Raw genomic sequence first — 19,944 nt, forward strand, 5'->3', positions numbered from 1 at the left:
ACAAGCTATCATTCAGTTTCTCTGTTATCCGGCTATTTCCGGCAACCGGACAACAAAGAAACGATAACCGCCGCAGAATCGCAAGTCATCAGCTTCACGATTTTCATAACACCCCGTATTTTGTCTATCAAAGCGCTTCCTTAAAGATTTCGCCTACCGTAGGATGCGGGAATACCATCTTTTTCCATTCCGAGGCCGTCAGTTTGAGTTCGACAGCCATACCGGCCAGCGTGATAATCTCCGAAGCCGGATTGCCCAGCACATGTGCTCCCAAAACGGTATTATCTTCCGCCAGCAACAACTTGCACATACCGTTAATGCCCTCATTCTCCGCGACAAAGCGACCGGAATAAGCCATAGGCAGCTTGACGGCACGATAAGGAATACCCTTTCTTTGCAAGGCCTCTTCCGTATCTCCCACACCCGCAATCTCAGGATTGGTATATACTACACCGGGAATAGCCCTGTAACTCATACAGTCTTTCTTCCCCAGTACGGCATGTACCGCCACTTCCGCCTCGCGCACAGCGGTATGGGCCAGCAAAGAAAATCCGGTTAAATCCCCGCAGGCATATACCCCCGGAACGGAAGTCTGCATCTGTCCGTCCACCTGTATATTTCCGCGCGCCGTTTTATCTAAATTCAGGTTCTCCAATCCGAAGCCTTTCGTTACGGGACGGCGGCCGACGCTCATCAATAATCTTTCCGCAATTACACAACCCGCACCTTCGGCATTTTCATAATTTACCTGTATCTGCTGCGTGTCTCCATTTCCGGACGCAACTTCGGACAGTGCCACCACCTTTGTGTCCAGCATGAATTTAATGCCGCGCTTGGCATACTCCGCACGAAGCATGGCCGACAGCTCCTTGTCCATTCCACCCAATATCTCGTCCAGCATCTCGATGACAGTGACCTCTACCCCCAGGCTGTTGAAGAATGAGGCAAACTCCATACCGATTACCCCACCACCGATAATGGCCAGTGACTTTGGAAGCTCCTTATTGTCCAACGCATCGCGATGCGTCCAGTAAGGCACCGTATCCACTCCGGGAATGGGCGGAATAAATGTTTCCGAACCTGTGCAGAGCAATAGATTATCGCATTCATAAGTTTCGTCACCGCACAGAACATGATTCTTATCTATGACGGAAGCCTCGCCGGTCACAATGGTTACATTGCCGGCAGTCAGTTTTCCTTTGACACCCAACACCAGTTTCCGCACAACCTTCTGCTTGCGTGCTATAATCTTGGACAAATCAAACGAAACTTCCGACACGCTGACCGCGTATTTGGATGCGTGGCATGCATTGTCATACGTTTTTGCAGAGTACAATAAAGTCTTGGTAGGAATACACCCCTCGTTCAGACACACTCCGCCAAGATTCCGCTTTTCAAAAAGCACAACACTCAAACCGGCCTTTCCGGCTGTTTCCGCAGCCGTATATCCCGCAGGACCGCCGCCGATAATGGCAACTTGATATTTCATAGTTCTTACATTTATGGATTTCTGCATGCAAGATACGACAAGAAATTCAGAAAAAAAAGCGTAATGCCTTACATAATTATCATCTTATTGCGACATACGCTGCTCAAGCAGGCGGATAAACTCTTCCTCTTTGACGGGAAGAAGCGCTGCACACTTACCCTCGCCATACCTCACCAGGACATAGCGCATAACGGCAAATCCGCCTATCTGCATGGAGGAAGCGCGCTCTACCGACGTAATATCCTTCAGCAGGATTTCCTTCCCCCGTGAAAACCGGCCGAAAAACAGCAACAGTTTATTGTCGGCAGTAACGGTATAGGTAGTATGAATCAACTTCTCGATACTGACAACCAGCAGAAGCATAAAAAGGACAGCGATGAGAATTTGCTTTTCCCAAAGGCCGTAAACGGCTATTACACCTGCCAAAGCAACAAACAAATACTGTCCGGCAGCGATACGCGCATGAAAAATTCGATTCATTTTATCCGGTTTTTGCCGCTAAGGTAGGTATTTTTACGAATTAATGCCCATAAGGGAGACAAGGAACGTACTTATTTTGTAGTTTTGCGGTGTTAAATACACGAAACTATGGTAAGAAAGTTCGATTTCCTCGTTATCGGCTCCGGAATTGCCGGTATGAGTTTTGCGCTGAAAGTGGCGCATAAAGGAACAGTAGCCCTCATCTGCAAGGCCGGCCTGGAAGAGGCAAACACTTATTTCGCACAAGGCGGGATAGCCTCCGTCACCAACCTGGCGGTAGACAATTTCGACAAGCATATCGAAGACACCATGATTGCCGGAGACTGGATAAGCGACCGTGCAGCCGTAGAAAAGGTAGTGCGCAATGCTCCAGGACAAATCAGTGAACTCATTAAATGGGGAGTGAATTTCGACAAAAAAGATAACGGAGAATTCGACCTGCACAAGGAAGGCGGACACTCGGAATTCCGCATCCTGCACCACAAGGACAATACGGGTGCGGAGATACAGGAAAGCCTGATTGAAGCCGTGAAGCAGCACCCCAACATCACCGTATTTACCAATTTCTTTGCGGTGGAAATCATTACGCAGCACCACTTGGGCATTATCGTCACCCGCTATACTCCGGGCATCAAATGCTATGGCGCCTATGTGCTGAACGAAAATACCGGAGAGGTGGATACGTTCCTCTCCAAAGTAACCATCATGGCTACGGGCGGTTGCGAAGCTGTATACCGCAACACCACCAACCCGCTGGTGGCCACGGGCGACGGCATCGCCATGGTCTACCGCGCCAAAGGCGCCGTGAAGGACATGGAGTTTATCCAGTTCCACCCCACCGCCCTCTATCATCCGGGCGACCGCCCCTGCTTCCTGATAACGGAAGCCATGCGCGGCTACGGCGGCGTGCTCCGTACCATGGACGGCAAGGAATTCATGCAGAAGTACGACCCGCGTCTTTCACTCGCCCCGCGCGACATCGTGGCACGTGCCATCGACAACGAGATGAAGCAGCGCGGCGACGAGCATGTGTATCTGGATGTCACCCACAAAGACCCCGAAGAAACCAAGAAACACTTCCCGAATATCTATAAGAAATGCCTCAGCATAGGCATCGACATTACGAAAGACTACATTCCGGTAGCCCCTGCGGCACACTATCTCTGCGGCGGTATCAAGGTAGACCTGGACGGACAGTCCAGCATCCGCCGCCTGTATGCCATCGGCGAATGCTCTTGCACCGGTCTTCACGGAGGCAACCGCCTGGCTTCCAACTCATTGATTGAAGCGGTAGTTTATGCCGATGCAGCCGCCAAGCATGCGTTGAGCGTATTGGAACGTTATGATTTCAACGAAGACATCCCCGAATGGAACGACGAGGGCACCATCTCCAACGAAGAGCGTGTGCTCATTACGCAAAGCATGAAGGAAGTGAACCAGATTATGGAATCCTACGTAGGCATCGTCCGCAGCAACACCCGCCTGACCCGCGCATGGAACCGCCTGGATATTCTTTACGAGGAGACGGAAAAACTGTTCAAGAGCAGCAAGGCCACCCGCGAGCTTTGCGAACTGCGCAACATGATTAACGTAGGATACCTGATTACCCGCCAGGCCATGGAGCGCAAGGAAAGCCGCGGACTGCACTATACGATAGACTATCCGCATCCGCAGAAATAAACGGTTATGGCACACTTCAACGAGTATCTGAACTTTTTGGAACTTTCTCCTTTGATTAAACATTTCCTGCAAAACGGGAAAAAACGTCTTTACAAGAAAGGAGAGTTCTTTTGTCAGGCAAGTGAAGTGTGCCATAACATTGCCTATATCTCCCAAGGAGGTTTCCGTTACTTCTACCTTGATACGGAAGAAGACAAACATATCATTGGCTACAGTTTTGAAAAGGATTTTGTGGTAGACTATGAGTCATTCACAAAACAGACACCCGCCATTGTTTATACGGAAGCAATCAAGGCGAGTACCGTCTATCAATTATCTTATAACCAATTGGAAGCATTTTGGGCAGCAAGCCAGCAAAACCAGTTATTAGGCCGTAAGATTGCAGAAAACCTGTTCTGTATGACTTATCACCGGCTATTGAGTCTATATCCGAATTCTCCTAGAATACGCTATCAAGAATTATTGAGAAGATGTCCCGACATCGTTCACCAGATAAGTCTGAAGGAAATCGCTTCTTTCTTGAATATCTCTCCATATACCTTAAGCCGCATCCGACGGGAAATAACTTTCGGATAAAAAGATTAATTTCTTGCTTCAAGGCAAGAAATTGCAATTTTAATATATTTATTTTTGTCAAAATATTACAAACTGCTATCTTTGTAAATACCTATTATCTAATCTTATAGCAGACTGACATGAAAAGCAGTTGTATCTATACATGTATACTTTTGTGCTTGTACGTTTGCAACTTACACGGACAAACACTTGATGACAACATTGTCATTACACAATGCAGCGACTCCTATATCTTTATGGAAGAAGACGGTATTCCTACCGTACGCAACAGAAAAGAAACATCCTATGAAGCCACAAGAATGGGAACTGCATTGCAACCCTACACCTACTACGGAGAATTCATTTCATTGGACGGAGCTTCCGCCAAAGGCGGAGGAAAGGCAGAATATAAAAGCATCACGCCGGAAAATGTCTTCTTCGACGACAGCAAGGTTTGCTTCTTCAACATCAATCTTGACCGTAAAGGAAAAAAGACGGAAGTTACGTTTAAACGTACTTTTCATGACCTGCATTATTTTACACGAATCTATTTGGGTGAGGATTATTTTATAAAAACAAAGCAAATAACATTCATCATTCCGCAATCCCTCTCCCATTTCCGGTTGACAGAAAGGAATTTTACTCCTTCTATTCACTGTGAACGCGGCATCAACAGTGCCGGAGACTCCTTATTCACTTATACCGTGACGGACATGCCGGCCATGAAAGACGAAAAACATATGCCGGCATCGGGTAAAATATACCCGCACATACTGATAACCGGCTCATTTAAAGATGTTCACGATATGTACCGGTGGTCTAACGGACTGGCACAAGTAGACTGCAACATACCCGAACTCGACAGTCTATTAGCAGAAATCACCGAAGGCTGCCGTACGAACATGGAAAAAATACGTAACACATATGCCTGGGTACAACAAAATATCCGTTATATCGCTTTTGAAGCAGGTATATTGGGACACAAACCCGATACTCCCGCAGAAGTGTTGCGTAAACGGTACGGCGACTGCAAAGGAATGGCAATCTTGCTCCGTACATTGCTGAAAGCACAAGGTTTTGATGCCCGCCTTACCGATATAGGCACTGTAGACATCCCCTACCGGATGAGCGAAATAGCTACACTTGCATCCGTCAATCACATGATATGCAGCCTTATCTACCAGGGAAAGACCTATTATCTGGATGCCACCAACGAATATATAAACGCGGAATTCATACCCGAAAGCATACAAGGAAGGGAAGCTGTAATAGAAAATGGAGAAAACTGTATCGTGCACACATTGCCCATGCTGAACAGCAGTGCATCTACAGACAGTTTGTCCTATATCTGTAGCCTATCCGACAAGCAAACGAACAAAGTATTGCAGGGCAATGTAACCCGTAGCTGGAGTGGAGACATGAAAGAATTTTTCCTCACAGCCTACCATGAAAACGATAAAAGCGGTCGGAAAGAGTATCTTCCCCGTATCCTGACCGGAGATAATCACAATTATCAGATTAATTCGGTCAGTTGGATACAGCAGGAACCTCAACAGGAATGGGCTGCTCTGACCGGAGAAGTAATAAACAGCAGTGCTGTACAAATAGCCGATAATGAGTTTTACATAGAGCTGGACCTTCACAATGACCTGTTTGACCAACCGATAGACACCGCCAAACGCATCCATGATTACGAGCTCCCGCTCCGTTGCCGCATCGTACGCCACACAGAACTGGAAATACCCGCAGGCTACGTACTTTCTTATTGCCCCAAAGGCATCTCAATCCATACGCCGCAAGGTATACTCTGTTGCTCTTACAAAACAGAAAGAAACAAAATCATTTTCCGGAAAATAATGGAGATAACCGAAAAACGTATTCCCCGCAACGAAATTACAATCTGGAATACACACTTGCGGAAATGGGCTGATGCATCCCACGAACAAATCATCCTCAAAAAACAATAATAATGAAATAGAACATGTTATTCCTGATGGGGGTGTTGGCACTTTTATTAACCACCCCTAATGCCAATGCCGATGACAAAGAGAAATACAAACTCTTTGCAGAGGAAACGAGAAAAGAAGTCTGGGCATTGAAACTGCCCGAATTTACCAACACGGCTGTTCCCGATAAATATAAAGATGAGTCAGCCGTCATTCTGGCAGCACACAGCCGGTTGGAAATCACCAAAAAGACCCGCTTCAACGTCGGCGCCTTCCTCGGAGGATTTCATTATATCGACCGTGAAGTAAATTGTCGCGACTTATATCGTATGCTTGTGCAAATTAACGATAAAGCCGCTTTGAAAGAGTACTCCGAATTTGATTATAAAGCGGAAATACGTAAAAAAGACTGGCGGTACGACGAAAACTACCAGCAAGTACTGGGCGTACGCATCATCAAACCAGACGGTACCGTAAACGAAGTAAGCACCGACGAATACATGACAGCCACCGAAGGTAAGAAAGACCAGGAACAACTTCAGAAACTTGCCGTACCCGGACTGGAAATCGGTGATAAGATAGATATTTTCTTCTTCAACTACACTTCATTGGAAAACCACAATCTCGACCCATTCGTCTTCCGGTTTCGCCAAAGCCACCCGATGCTTTCCTATACAGTACATTGCGAGATAGATGACAAACTTACTACCCAGTACCGTACTCTGAACGGTGCACCGGACTTTAAACAAAGCAAAGACGAAAACGGAAACATCCTGCTTGATGTGGCTGTAAAGGATATAGAACAAACCGAACCCGACTTATGGTATAACCCTATGCAGCAAACTCCAATGACATTGATGTACATTACCAATAGCAAGATGAAAAAATACACCTATATTCCAAAAAGCACCACAGAAAAAGGACTACAACCCAATCCTGATGCGGCTGCCATACAGGAAGACGACTGGGAATTTATAAAGCAAGCTCAAAAATATAGCGGATATGGCGGTTTAAGTAGCCCCAAGAAAGGTATCCGGCTTCTCCGCAACGTAAAGCAAATAAAGAAAAAAGACTGGACAGACGAAAAAAAAGCAGATTTCATCTACAATTACTATCGTTTTGCATTGTTATCGGACATTAAAAGTGATTGCAACAACGAGCTGTTCATCATCTATTTTCAGGGATTGCTGGATTGGGTGGATGTTCCCAATCTGTTTGGAATGGTTACCAACGAAGACAAAGAACCGCTTGACAAACTGACGAATTACCGCAATACCACCTGGCTTCTTGCACTTCCTGAAAGTCAGAAATACTATCTCCCGCCTACAGCCTACCTTATTCCCCATGAAATTCCTGCCCGCTATCAAGGCAGACAGGCCATCCTGGAACCGGATAAGAAGAAAGCCAAGAAGCTGAATACAAAGGCCGAGCGGGAACATTTCAATCTGCCGGCAGGTACAGCCGATGATAACCAAAACATCACTACCATACAGGCCGACATCGACAATACGCTGCTCACCGTCAGCCGGAACGAATACCGCACCGGAACACAAAAAGAATACATGCAGTCTGCATTGGTTAAGCTGGAAGATGTGGATGCAGCCTATCGGCGCCTGCTTAGCATTGATAAGGAGTTTGCCGAAGAAGTAGGCAAGAAATACGCGGATGATCTTCGAGAAGCATTCCGAAAGGGCCGCGAACAGGAAAAGGAAGATTATAAATGGGAAATAGACTTCTACCACGGCGAAAATGCCAAAGAGTTGCTCGGCTATCAGATGCAATGTTTGGGTAATCGTCCGGACAGCGCAGCCTTTATTTATAACGTTCGTTATACAATGGATGGCTATATCCGAAAAGCAGGACCTAATTACGTGCTTTCCGCAGGCAGACTCATAGGTGAACAGACGCAGATTGAAGGTAAGGAACGTAAACGCTCCGCCGACATTTATATGTCCGCTCCCCGCACTTTCCAATGGAATATCACTGTAAATCTTCCGGAAGGGTACAAAGCGGCTCCCGAAGGAGTAGAGAAGTTAAATGTAAAAGTAGAAAACGAATGTGGTGCTTTCATTGCAAAAGCTGTTACAGAAAACGGCAAACTTATATTGAATATCCTCAAACGATATAATCATAAGATAGAACCGGCTGCCAATTGGGAAAAACTGCTTCAGATTCAAGATGCTTCCAAAGCCTATGAAGCGCTTTCCGTAGTACTAAAGAAATAATATTACAGATAAAAAGCGGCCGAAAACCGGTCGCCGAATGAACCGGAATCAAGGCGCGGATTATACGAATATAACAGACAAAATATTCTGTATGCCTTCGTATAATCCGCGCCTGAATCCAGTATTCGGACAGATGTACCGACTATCAATAGTTTTCCTTCTTCACCTCGAAATAAGCCTGCGGATGCAAACAAGCCGGACATACCTGAGGAGCTTCCTTGCCTGTGTAGATGAAACCGCAGTTACGGCACTGCCATACTACTTCGCCTTCCTTAGCGAAAACAGTAGCATTTTCAATGTTCTGTACAAAAGCGCGGTAGCGTTCTTCGTGTCCTTTCTCTGCAATGGAAATATTACGGTACATGGCGGCAATTTCAGGAAAGCCTTCCTGCTCGGCAACATCGGCAAAGTGAGGATAGTCCAACGCCCACTCTTCATGTTCGCCTGCAGCGGCAGCCTGTAAATTCTCCAGTGTAGTGCCGATAACTCCTGCAGGATAAGAGGCGGTGATTTCTACCATACCGCCTTCCAGAAACTTAAACATACGTTTCGCATGTTCTTTCTCCTGATCGGCTGTTTCGGTAAAGATAGCGGAGATTTGCTCGTAACCCTCTTTCTTTGCCACGCTTGCAAAATAAGTGTAGCGCATTCTTGCTTGTGATTCACCGGCGAATGAAGTCAACAGATTTTTTTCTGTCTGAGTTCCTTTGATACTCTTGCTCATAATTCTTTTTTATTAGTTAATGTAATTACGTATAGATAGATTGTTCGTATTTCCTTTATTTACAAGACAAAAATACGAATTTAGTTTTAATAAAACCCCACTTTGCCTCATTGGATTTATCTACCGCCTAATAGGTAAAATCTATTTCGTTCCATAAATCCAATGAAGCTATTTTTTATTTCTGATTAATAACAAGCAGTCTGATGTTAATAACAAGAAACACCTTGTTTATGTTCAAGCACCCACAAAAAACAATCAGTCATCGTGCCCGAAACGGTGCATAAAAACAAAAAGAGCGGAATAATTATAGCTGTTTGCATTATTTTACCTAATTTTGCAATCTCTTTTCAAAAAAAGAGAACGTATCGAAATCGGATCGGTGCATCCTCACAGGTAAAACAAAGTTTCTAAAATAAAATGAAAGCGTTCGAATTCAAGCCAAAGCTATACACGGCTTTAAAAAATTACTCGAAAGAACTCTTCATGGCAGACCTGATGGCCGGTATCATTGTGGGTATCGTTGCCTTGCCGCTTGCCATTGCGTTCGGTATTGCATCAGGCGTATCGCCCGAGAAAGGTATTATCACGGCAATCATCGCCGGTTTTATCATCTCCCTGTTAGGAGGAAGTAAAGTTCAGATCGGCGGCCCTACCGGTGCGTTCATCGTCATTATCTACGGCATTATCCAGCAATACGGAGAGGCCGGGCTGATTGTCGCCACACTGATGGCGGGTGTCATCCTCATTCTTCTGGGAGTATTCAAACTGGGGGCAGTCATTAAGTTTATCCCCTATCCTATTATCGTAGGCTTTACAAGCGGTATCGCCGTTACTATCTTCACCACCCAGATTGCGGATGTATTCGGATTGAATTTCGGCGGAGAGAAAGTTCCGGGAGACTTCATCGGGAAATGGCTGGTTTATTTCCGTCATTTCGATACCGTCAACTGGTGGAATACGGCTGTCAGCATCGCCAGCATCGTTATCATTGCCATCACTCCGAAGTTCTCGAAGAAGATTCCCGGCTCGCTCATCGCCATTATCGTAGTGACCGTAGCCGTGTACCTGATGAAGATGTATGGCGGCATCGACTGCATCGACACTATCGGCGACCGTTTCAGCATCAAAGCCGAACTGCCCGATGCCGTAATGCCCGCGCTGAACTGGGAAGCGATTAAGAATCTGTTTCCCGTTGCCATCACGATTGCCGTACTGGGAGCGATAGAATCCTTGCTGTCCGCCACCGTAGCCGATGGTGTTATCGGCGACAAGCACGACTCCAATACCGAACTGATAGCCCAGGGCGTTGCCAATATGGCTACTCCCCTTTTCGGCGGTATCCCCGCTACGGGCGCCATTGCCCGCACAATGGCGAATATCAACAACGGCGGCAAATCGCCCGTGGCCGGTATAGTACATGCAGTGGTGCTGCTCCTGATTCTTCTGCTGCTGATGCCGCTGGCGCAATACATTCCGATGGGCTGCCTGGCAGGCGTACTGGTGGTTGTGTCCTATAATATGAGTGGCTGGCGCGTGTTCAAGGCATTGTTGAAGAACCCGAAATCGGACGTTACCGTGTTACTGATAACCTTCTTCCTGACGGTTATCTTCGACCTTACAGTTGCCATCGAAGTGGGTCTGGTCATCGCCTGCGTGCTCTTCATGCGCCGTGTAATGGAGACGACCGAAATTTCGGTTATCAAGGATGAAATAGACCCGAACGCCGAAACGGACATCACAACGAACGAAGAGCATCTTATTATTCCGAAAGGCGTAGAGGTGTACGAAATCAACGGCCCTTACTTCTTCGGCATTGCAACGAAGTTCGAGGAAGTGATGGCACAGCTCGGCGACCGCCCCAAAGTACGCATCATCCGTATGCGCAAGGTTCCTTTCATCGACTCCACGGGTATCCATAACCTAGAAAGCCTTTGCAAAATGTCTCAGAAAGAAAAGATAACCGTCGTGCTCTCCGGCGTAAACACAAAGGTACATCAGGTATTGGAAAAGGCGGATTTCTACACGCTTTTAGGCAAAGAGAATATCTGCCCCAACATCAACGTGGCACTGGAACGGGCACACAAACTGGTTGAATGACCCGGCAATTGCAAACCGCCTCTCTTTAATAACAGGAAAAGAAAACCGTATCGTCATGGCAAAAAGAAAAAGCAGCAAGAAGCAATCTCAAGGAGTGATTTACCTGATAGTGCTGGCATGTCTGGCACTCATCTGCCGTGAACCGATAGCCCGTGCGCTGCAAGACAAGCTTCCTGTAATTAAAGAGAGGATAACGCAAAAAGCAACACCCGCCATCACCGGAAGCCCCCTGCTTCCCGCTCCCCTGAAAAACGTACCCGAACAGATATTGCACCGCAAGGGCTATACCACTTCGTACAACCGCGAACATAAGATACCCAACTGGGTGGCATGGGAACTGACACCCGAAAAACTGATAGAGCGGGAAAGCCGTACCGACAAATTCCTGCCCGACCCCGACCTGCCCGAAAGCCAAGCTGTGACTACCGACGATTATAAACGCTCCGGCATGGACCGCGGACACATGTGCCCTGCCGGCGACAACCGCTGGCACTGGAAAGCCATGCAGGAAAGTTTCTACATGACCAACATCTGCCCCCAAAACCACAATCTGAACCGGGGCGACTGGAAAGAACTGGAAGATGCCTGCCGCCTGTGGACAAAAAAAGAAGGAAAGCTATACATCGTATGCGGTCCGATTCTTTACCGGCAAAAACACCGTACCATAGGCAGGAAACACAAAGTTACCGTGCCCGAAGCTTTCTTCAAAGTCATACTCAGTACCCGCAACGGGCATCCTAAAGCCATTGGCTTTATCTTTAAAAATTTATCAGGAAATCATCCGTTAAAAAACTATGTCAACAGCGTGGATGAAGTGGAACGCATCACTGGCATTGACTTTTTTCCTGCTCTGCCGGATGATGTTGAGAAAAAGGTTGAAGCCATGCAAGATTTAAATTTATGGAGCTTTCGCTAACTGTTAACCTTTTTTAAGCTTGCAAATTTAAACAACATAATGTCATTGTATGTAGCATATATTATACATACAACTCCCTCTGTATTTATCAAAATGTAATAGTAAAAGCGTTTAAACGATATTTTACTTTATATTTATATAATATATCGTTTCTATATACTTACATTTTATCACCTTATTATTTTCTTTTTTTCAAACCTTATTATTATTAATTTAATATCTTTGCGCCCCGATAATAACAGGCTTAATTTTAACAAAATAAAATGAATTTGTATACAGTGTCAAAAAGAATTTTTGTTTGGAGAAACATAAAAAAGCGTGATGACACTTAATTTTTAGATAATTACTTTCTGAAATTCTACAACATTAGGCATTTATCAATTCAATTTTAATCAATAATAATTTAAAGACAAGGATGAGAAAATCAATTCTTTGGTTTGTACTTTTAACATTATTCGAGATTCCTTATGTGCTTGCACAAAATGGATTTCGGGTGACGGGACAAATCATCTCGGCTGATGACAATCAACCGGTTATTGGTGTGTCCATTATAGAAAAAGGTACAACAAATGGTGTAATTACCGATGTTGACGGTAATTATAGTATTATGGTGACAAAATCACCTACGAGTTTACAGTTTTCTTATATTGGTATGAAAACTGTAGAAAAAGAGTTTACGGCTGCCACCCGCTTTGATTTGAAGATGGAATCCAGTGCGGAAATGGTAGATGAAGTGGTAGTTGTGGCTTACGGTGTGCGTAAGAAAGGAACAACAACAGGTTCAATGTCGGTTGTAAAAGACAAAATCATGGAAGCTGTTCCTACTCCAAGTTTCGACCAGGCACTGCAAGGACAAGCTTCAGGATTACAGGTTTTGTCCAGCAGCGGTGAACCCGGTGCCGTAGCTAATTTCAAAATCCGCGGTATCAACTCTATCAATGCTGGTACAGAACCTTTATTTATCCTGGACGGAGTAGCCGTTTCGTCAGAAGACTTTTCAGCTATCAACCCCAGTGATATAGAAAGCGTATCGGTATTGAAAGATGCCTCCTCCACTTCCATCTATGGAGCACGTGCAGCCAACGGTGTAATTGTGATTACCACCAAACGCGGACGTGTAGGAGATAACGGTAAGATTGCAGTACGTGCACAATACGGTGTATCTTCACTTGCCTATGGCAAATGGGACGTAATGAATACGACCGAACGACTTAACTATGAAGAAGAAATAGGATTGCGTAAGGCGGGTTCATACGACCGTGAACTGCTGGAACGCACAAACATAGACTGGCGTGATGTAGTATATAACGATGCTGCAAGTTTCTACAGCACCGAAATCCAAACAAGCGGAGCTACGCAAGGCGGATTTAACTACTTCATCTCAGGAAATATATTTTCGCAAGACGGTATCGCCGTTGGGTCCAGCTACGACCGTTATACTTTCCGTGCCAACCTGGAAGCTAAAATCAACAATTGGTTCAAAGTAGGAAGCAACGCCACTTTCGCATACGAAAAAATAAGCGAAGCTCAGGAAGGAGAGTACACAACCTCTACTCCTATTTCCGCGTCACGCCTGATGCTTCCCTACTGGAACCCTTATAAAGAAGACGGAAGCTGGGCTTCTGCCGCCGACGGAAGTTGGACTGGTTCCAATGTTAACCCTATGGAGTGGCAGACAACTAACTGGAACGATACGAACAAATGGAAAGTCATTGCCACGGCTTTTGCCGAACTGCGTCCGCTCCCCGGTTTAACGCTCCGTACATTGGGAGGTATAGACTTCCTGGATATGAGAAGCAACAACGAAACTTCTCCCGACTTTGTCGGCAACCAGGGTGAAGGTGCCATTGGCCGCGGTTTCTCCCGTGCAACGAACCTTACCTGGACCAATACCATCTCTTATTTGTTCGACATCAAAGACGATCATCACTTCAATGTGCTATTGGGACAGGAAGCTGTGGATAACCAATCTGACGCTTTCTCCGTAATAGGCCGCGGACAGACAAACTCTTATCTTGTGAACCTGTCTGCTGCAACCCGTGCCGATATTCCTACCGATTCAAGAAGCGGCAGTACTTACCTCTCTTTCTTCGGTCGTGCGGAATATAACTATTTAGGTAAATACTTCGTTGACCTCAGCGCACGCCGGGATGCATCTTCACGTTTCGGTACCAATTCGCGTTGGGCCAACTTCTGGTCGGTAGGTACAATGTGGAATGCAAAAGCCGAAAGCTTCTTGGAAAATGTATCTTGGCTGGACAACGCACAGCTACTTGCCAGCATCGGTACATCCGGTAACTCTTCCATCCCCGACTATGATCATCTGGCATTAGTGGCAGGCGGTCCTATCTACGGACTCGAAGGCCAGGTTCTTCCGGGTCTTGCTCCTTACTCCAAAGGAAACGAAGACTTAACTTGGGAAAAGACCACTATCCTGAACATCACCATGAAATTGGGATTCCTGAACAGATTTAACCTGACTGCGGAATTCTATAACAAATATACCTCGGACATGCTGATGGCTGTTCCCGTTTCCGTAGTAGGCGGATACTCCACCCGCTGGAGCAACATGGGTGCCATGGTTAACCGCGGTGTAGACCTGGACTTGAATGTAAATGTGCTGAAATTCAAAGATTTCCTTTGGACTGTTTCAGCCAACGCATCTTACAACAAAAATGAAATCAAGGAACTCTATGAGGGTCGCGATGAATACGAACTCTCTACCACCGGTCTGTTCCTGAAAAAAGGACACTCTTTCGGTGAGTTCTACACCAACCGTTTCGCTGGAGTCAACCCCGCCAATGGTGATGCTTTGTGGTACGACAAAAACGGTAACCTCACCAACGAATGTCTGGACGAAGACAAAGTGCTGGTAGGTAAAAGCTATATCGCTCCCTGGCAGGGCGGTTTCGGTACATCCCTTTCCTGGAAAGGACTTACCGTATCTACTCAGTTCAGTTGGGTGGCCGACCGTTGGATGATGAACAACGACCGCTATTTCAATGAAAGCAACGGTACGTTCGTCAACTATAACCAGTCGAAGAAAATGCTTTACGACCGCTGGAAGAAACCGGGCGACGTAGCCACAGTTCCTCGTTACGGCATCGCCGCACAGTTGGACAGCCGTTTCTTGGAAGACGCGTCTTTCTTGCGTTGGAAAAACCTGATGGTTTCTTATACATTGCCCGCCAACCTGCTTGCTCCGTTGAAAGTAGTTGAGAATATCCGCGTATATGCACAAGGACAAAATCTACTTACATTCACGAAGTTCCAGGGCATGGACCCGGAATCGAGCATGAACATCTATGCGGCGCAATATCCGATGTCTCGCCAGTTCTCCATAGGACTTGAGATAGGTTTTTAATGTGTAATAAATTATATAACAGCATATATATGAAAAAAATAAAAATAGCATCGCTTTGCTTCCTGTTTGCTTTGGGAGCGACATCGTGCAGTGATTTTCTGGACCGCTATCCGGACTCGGCTATTCCGGAAAAAGACGCCATGAAGACATTGGACGATTGCAGCGAAGTTGTGACCGGTATTTATAGCGCGTTTAAAAACGGTGCGCTTTATAGTGGTCCTTTGACTATCCTGCCCGATATTCAGGCAGATATGGCATATGCTTCTTCCACCAACATGGGACAGTATACGGCTGCCTACCGCTGGGAAATAAAACCCAACGATACTGACGTGGAAAGCATTTATGCAGGACTTTACCAGATTGTAGCCCGCTGCAACTTCTTTCTGGACTACAAAGACCAAGTGTATGAAACACTGACGAAAGAAGAAGATAAAAAGACTTTCGAAAAGCGTTTGGGTGATGTATATTTTGCCCGTGCGCTGGCTTTTGCCGATTTAATCCGTACTTTCTGTGAGGCATATACGGAAGAAAACAAAGATACTCCGGATATGGGTATCTCACTTCCGATGACGTATGCCGAAGCGGTTCCCAAGGTAAAGCGTTCCACACTGTACGAATCTTACAAACAAGTACTGGACGACCTGGAACAAGCCGAGAAATATATACCGGCCGAACGTTCGGTTGCCGACTCTCCCTACTTCAGTATCGGTGCCGTTAATGCGCTCCGTGCACGTGTCTGCCTATATATGCTCGACTATGAAGGTGCCGTGAAAGCAGCTACCAAAGTTATCGGAAGCAAAATCTATACATTGGCCGATGCCACTACTCCCTATGCTACTGTAGGCGATACTCAGATATCCGAATATCAATATATGTGGAGATATGATGAAGCCGATGAAATCATCTGGAAAGTAGCCATGTCATCCGACAGCTATGGAGGAAGCCTGGGCAATGTGTTCCTTAACTATAACGGAGCTACTTACAACCCGCAATATATCTTCTCCGAGCAAATTCTGAATTTATATGAAAGCAACGACTTCCGTACGAGCGTATTCTGTGCGCAACAGGAAAATTCGGCCGGAAACACTGTTTACATGATTGTAAAATATCCGGGCAACCCGAATTTGGATGGTGGTCTGCAGCAGAATTTCATCAACATGCCGAAACCTCTCCGCCTTTCGGAAGTATATCTGATTCGCGCCGAAGCTTATTACAATTTAGGAAAAGCTACGGAAGCTTCCCAAGACCTTACAGCACTGAAACGCAAACGTTATCAGTCGTTCGGCAGCTTTAGTGCTGAAGGTGAAGACCTCATTAAGGAAATCCGCAACGAACGCATACGCGAATTATACATGGAAGGTTTCCGTCTTTCGGACATGAAGCGCTGGGGACTTGACTTGGTACGCAAAAAACAGCTTTATACAATGGACGGACCGAGCAACAATGAACTGAAACGTACGAAAGACCATCCGCTCTTTACATGGCCTATCCCCAAAAATGAGATTGAGGCTACCAACGGAGTGGTAAAAGGCAATAGAAGTAATGGAAGTAATAATTAACAATAAAACCCGATTAGCAAAAATGAAGAAACTTTTAAAAGTTCTATGGGCATTGCCTTTAACGGCACTGCTGGCTGTAGGTTGCCAGTCGGAAGACGTGGTGTACAACGGCGGAGACTACGTAATGTTCTCCGACTCTGTCTATACCATGCCTGTATTGGAAGACGACAAGGTGTTTGAAGTACCCGTATCGGCTACCAATGCCACAGACTATGACCGCAACTATGCTGTAGAAATCATCAATGAGAAATCTACAGCCATACGCGGCTATCATTTCGATTTTGTAGATGGCACCAATAATATCACTATCAAAGCCGGTGAACGTGTGGGTATAGTAAAACTGAAACCGACATACGCCAATGTAGCTCGTGAAGACAGCCTGGTTATTAGCCTGCGATTGTTGGAACCGAAAGACGAAGAACTCGACCTGTACGGTAATGTAACGCGTGTGGATATGCAGAAATGCTATCCTTTCAGTATGGATAATTTCATGTATCCGGGCGCTTACACATATATGCTCGCTTCTTTCCCGTTCGGTGACCAATTGCAGCAGATACGTGTGGATGCCGAAGTGGTGGATGACCATACAATCAAATTAAAGAACGCTTTCAGCGACCTGTATCCCATCCGACTCATTTTCGATGACAGCGACCCGCTGAATTATGTCATTAACGTACCTGAACAGGAAGCGTTTAAAGACAGCAATTACGGTACCATTTATTTACGCTCTGTAGAGATGTATCCTTCGTACTTCAATGTACCCGACCGTTTCTTTATTCTTTATCTGGAAATGTATATCCCGCAAGTAGGTAGTTTTGGCGTATACCAATACATCTTCAAATGCATCACCAAAGAAGAAGCCTGGGAAATGGACAACGGTGAAATCAATACAGGAGGTTCTATTTTGAGCCTCAGAGCACTATCTGAAAACTAAAATAACACAGTATGAAAACTACATTTTTTTATTTAAAAGCAATGTTTGCCGCATGCCTTACACTGGCAATATTTGCAGCTTGTAGTGATGACGACGACAAGAGTTCTTTATCTTCAAAGATAGAACTGTCCTCCAATGAGAGTGAAGCTGTGTTGGCAAAACCTGCCGAAGGCGCTACAGCTATCACCTTCGATATAAAGTTTACCGCTACAGGAGAATGGAAAGCTAAAACATCTCACGGCTGGTTATCTCTTGACAAAAAAAGAGGTACGGCCGGTGAACATACTATTCTCGTCACTGTAAAAGAAAACAAAGAAGTCGCCAACCGTGAGGCAAAAATAACCATTGCCGGCAATAATAACGCAGAACCTGTTGTAGTAACAGTTGTTCAACACGGAATTGATGCCGAACTGGTGTTCAACACGCCCGACGGTGACGGTAACAGTGACAATAGTATGGAACTGAAGATCAATAATGAAGCTGGTAGCATCGCAGGTACTGTAGAAGTAGTCAGCAATTATGACTGGACGGTCGAAATCGCAGAAGAGTGGTTAAGCTACGAAATTACAGAAGCTGGTGACAATGGCGTCAGCAAAAATATAAGCTTCTACGCAGATCCCCAAAAACTCTCTTCTTTTTCGGAAGAAGCATCCGTTTCATTTACTTACAAAAGTGCAACCAAAGCAACTCCCGTAGTTGTGTCTTATAAAGTAAAAGTAAACATTGTGCCCACGGTTACCTTTACTGTTAATGATGAAGAAATAAGCGAGTTTAGTCTTGAAAGAGACATAGATGACAATTTTAAAAAAATAGTAACGGTTACTTCCAATTTTAAAGGAATATTCTCCGACTTGCCCGAATGGCTGGTTATCGAAAATATCACAGGCGAGAGTATAACCGACCAAGAGGGAATTGCTCCATTTGGTGAAGCGGATTTCTTTACATCTGAACAAACTCTTATCTTTTCATTAAAAGACGAGTATCTGGATACAGAAAAATATGAGCCTGCATCGCTAAAAATTACTGGAAACAAAACCGGAGAAATCGAATTTACTCCATTGACTGTTAAATTTAATGGAGCCGGGAATGATTATATTTCGGTTAATGCAGAAGGTTTCGGTCAGCAAAATACTGAAAACGGATATTATACTTTTGAGGCTGAAGGAAATACAGAAATAGATGATTTTGGCAAAGGTATTTCTAAAAGTTTTAGTGTAAAGGCAGGAGACAATACTAACTGTTATTTGGCTAAAATGGTAAATAACCGCCCTACAAATACGTATATAAATGGGAAAGATGATAATGCAGATGAATGGTGGGCAATGGTTAGACCTAAACCTGCTACCCGAAGTAAAATAGAAAGCCAAGAGTATGATTTGATTTTAAAAGATCGCTACATATATGAGAGCCCTATGGATCCTAACGCTGCATCTAAAAAACGTTACTTGGCATTATTTGTTGTTCCGAATACAGTTGAAACGTTTGCAGATCTATTTGACGAGGATGGTGAACTACTTCCCGAATACGAAGACAAATTCATCAAAGTCGAGCAAAAAGGATTGAAGAAAAACTATGAATTTGTTGTTAAAGGACTTTCTTTAGGTGGTACCATCTATGAATTAAAAGATGGTAATATTACAGTTCCCGCAACAGGCGGTGAATTCCAAGTAGTGCTCGAAGCAAATAATATCGATATGGAAACTGACGGTTTAGGATTCTATTATCGAATAACGGGCGAACCTTATCAAGAAGGTTGGGACGGTATAGCTTCTTATGCTCCAGACGCCCCGGATTCATTCGTTACTGCTACAATTAAGGGTAATGAAGATGGTAGTGTTAGTAGCACTTTGACAATTACTGAAAATGAAAGCCCATCACCACGCACAGAGAGATCTTGCGGATTTGTAGCAGATACAGGAAATGAATTATTGTGTAAGTTTACTATTACACAAAAAGGTAAAGAATAATGATTTAT

General features: G+C 45.1%; 13 protein-coding genes. 10 read left to right on the forward strand and 3 right to left on the reverse strand.

Annotation, left to right across the window (positions count from 1 at the left end):
- Positions 1–127: 127 nt before the first annotated feature.
- Both lpdA and AB5903_RS01070 read right to left on the reverse strand, forming a co-directional pair.
- Entirely contained in the window at positions 128–1,489 is a 1,362-nt protein-coding gene (gene lpdA / locus AB5903_RS01065; RefSeq protein WP_040316029.1) for a dihydrolipoyl dehydrogenase, read from the reverse strand.
- A gap of 84 nt (positions 1,490–1,573) precedes the next feature.
- The gene (locus tag AB5903_RS01070) at positions 1,574–1,969 is read right to left on the reverse strand and encodes a PH domain-containing protein (RefSeq protein ID WP_005655734.1); all 396 of its coding nucleotides are present in this window, start codon (positions 1,967–1,969) and stop codon (positions 1,574–1,576) included.
- 108 nt (positions 1,970–2,077) lie between these two features.
- Here AB5903_RS01070 and nadB point away from each other — a divergent pair, with 108 nt between their 5' ends.
- The 4 genes from nadB to AB5903_RS01090 all read left to right on the forward strand — a co-directional run bounded on the left by nadB (position 2,078) and on the right by AB5903_RS01090 (position 8,375).
- Entirely contained in the window at positions 2,078–3,649 is a 1,572-nt protein-coding gene (nadB, locus tag AB5903_RS01075; protein ID WP_005655736.1) for an L-aspartate oxidase, read from the forward strand.
- A 6-nt stretch (positions 3,650–3,655) separates the two neighbouring features.
- Entirely contained in the window at positions 3,656–4,225 is a 570-nt protein-coding gene (locus tag AB5903_RS01080; protein WP_005655737.1) for a Crp/Fnr family transcriptional regulator, read from the forward strand.
- A 236-nt stretch (positions 4,226–4,461) separates the two neighbouring features.
- Positions 4,462–6,171, forward strand: a complete 1,710-nt coding sequence (locus AB5903_RS01085) for a transglutaminase family protein (RefSeq protein WP_368117598.1) — start codon at positions 4,462–4,464, stop codon at positions 6,169–6,171.
- A gap of 14 nt (positions 6,172–6,185) precedes the next feature.
- Entirely contained in the window at positions 6,186–8,375 is a 2,190-nt protein-coding gene (locus AB5903_RS01090) for a DUF3857 domain-containing protein (protein WP_368117599.1), read from the forward strand.
- Positions 8,376–8,520: 145 nt separating this feature from the next.
- Here AB5903_RS01090 and rbr read toward each other — a convergent pair whose 3' ends face one another.
- Positions 8,521–9,099 (reverse strand): rubrerythrin, encoded by a 579-nt coding sequence (gene rbr / locus AB5903_RS01095; protein WP_005655746.1) that lies wholly within the window; start codon positions 9,097–9,099, stop codon positions 8,521–8,523.
- 417 nt (positions 9,100–9,516) lie between these two features.
- On the opposite strand from rbr, the gene AB5903_RS01100 reads away from it, so the two are divergent.
- The 6 genes from AB5903_RS01100 to AB5903_RS01125 all read left to right on the forward strand — a co-directional run bounded on the left by AB5903_RS01100 (position 9,517) and on the right by AB5903_RS01125 (position 19,936).
- Positions 9,517–11,196: a SulP family inorganic anion transporter gene (locus AB5903_RS01100; RefSeq protein ID WP_060386051.1), complete on the forward strand. Its 1,680-nt coding sequence runs from the start codon at positions 9,517–9,519 to the stop codon at positions 11,194–11,196.
- A 55-nt stretch (positions 11,197–11,251) separates the two neighbouring features.
- On the forward strand, positions 11,252–12,112 hold the full coding sequence (locus tag AB5903_RS01105; RefSeq protein ID WP_022104196.1) for a DNA/RNA non-specific endonuclease: 861 nt from the start codon (positions 11,252–11,254) through the stop codon (positions 12,110–12,112).
- Between the two features lie 415 nt (positions 12,113–12,527).
- Positions 12,528–15,476 carry a TonB-dependent receptor gene (locus AB5903_RS01110; RefSeq protein WP_005655755.1) on the forward strand — a complete coding sequence of 983 codons (2,949 nt, stop codon included), beginning with the start codon at positions 12,528–12,530 and terminating at the stop codon, positions 15,474–15,476.
- 29 nt (positions 15,477–15,505) lie between these two features.
- Entirely contained in the window at positions 15,506–17,035 is a 1,530-nt protein-coding gene (locus tag AB5903_RS01115; RefSeq protein ID WP_040316032.1) for a RagB/SusD family nutrient uptake outer membrane protein, read from the forward strand.
- Positions 17,036–17,057: 22 nt separating this feature from the next.
- Positions 17,058–17,969, forward strand: a complete 912-nt coding sequence (locus AB5903_RS01120) for a DUF4984 domain-containing protein (protein ID WP_162487333.1) — start codon at positions 17,058–17,060, stop codon at positions 17,967–17,969.
- Positions 17,970–17,980: 11 nt separating this feature from the next.
- On the forward strand, positions 17,981–19,936 hold the full coding sequence (locus tag AB5903_RS01125) for a BACON domain-containing carbohydrate-binding protein (RefSeq protein ID WP_005655760.1): 1,956 nt from the start codon (positions 17,981–17,983) through the stop codon (positions 19,934–19,936).
- Positions 19,937–19,944: the final 8 nt, after the last annotated feature.

Origin of the sequence: Bacteroides sp. 2201st1_D9_2201SCRN_220225, from assembly GCF_040928965.1 — a bacterium.
In the GTDB taxonomy this organism is placed as follows: domain Bacteria; phylum Bacteroidota; class Bacteroidia; order Bacteroidales; family Bacteroidaceae; genus Bacteroides; species Bacteroides stercoris.

What these genes read in the sequence shown, in the direction of transcription:
- lpdA (WP_040316029.1), bottom strand. Translation starts at nt 1,489, where the DNA reads ATGAAATATCAAGTTGCCATTATCGGCGGCGGTCCTGCGGGATATACG.
- AB5903_RS01070 (WP_005655734.1), bottom strand. Translation starts at nt 1,969, where the DNA reads ATGAATCGAATTTTTCATGCGCGTATCGCTGCCGGACAGTATTTGTTT.
- nadB (WP_005655736.1), top strand. Translation starts at nt 2,078, where the DNA reads ATGGTAAGAAAGTTCGATTTCCTCGTTATCGGCTCCGGAATTGCCGGT.
- AB5903_RS01080 (WP_005655737.1), top strand. Translation starts at nt 3,656, where the DNA reads ATGGCACACTTCAACGAGTATCTGAACTTTTTGGAACTTTCTCCTTTG.
- AB5903_RS01085 (WP_368117598.1), top strand. Translation starts at nt 4,462, where the DNA reads ATGGAAGAAGACGGTATTCCTACCGTACGCAACAGAAAAGAAACATCC.
- AB5903_RS01090 (WP_368117599.1), top strand. Translation starts at nt 6,186, where the DNA reads ATGTTATTCCTGATGGGGGTGTTGGCACTTTTATTAACCACCCCTAAT.
- rbr (WP_005655746.1), bottom strand. Translation starts at nt 9,099, where the DNA reads ATGAGCAAGAGTATCAAAGGAACTCAGACAGAAAAAAATCTGTTGACT.
- AB5903_RS01100 (WP_060386051.1), top strand. Translation starts at nt 9,517, where the DNA reads ATGAAAGCGTTCGAATTCAAGCCAAAGCTATACACGGCTTTAAAAAAT.
- AB5903_RS01105 (WP_022104196.1), top strand. Translation starts at nt 11,252, where the DNA reads ATGGCAAAAAGAAAAAGCAGCAAGAAGCAATCTCAAGGAGTGATTTAC.
- AB5903_RS01110 (WP_005655755.1), top strand. Translation starts at nt 12,528, where the DNA reads ATGAGAAAATCAATTCTTTGGTTTGTACTTTTAACATTATTCGAGATT.
- AB5903_RS01115 (WP_040316032.1), top strand. Translation starts at nt 15,506, where the DNA reads ATGAAAAAAATAAAAATAGCATCGCTTTGCTTCCTGTTTGCTTTGGGA.
- AB5903_RS01120 (WP_162487333.1), top strand. Translation starts at nt 17,058, where the DNA reads ATGAAGAAACTTTTAAAAGTTCTATGGGCATTGCCTTTAACGGCACTG.
- AB5903_RS01125 (WP_005655760.1), top strand. Translation starts at nt 17,981, where the DNA reads ATGAAAACTACATTTTTTTATTTAAAAGCAATGTTTGCCGCATGCCTT.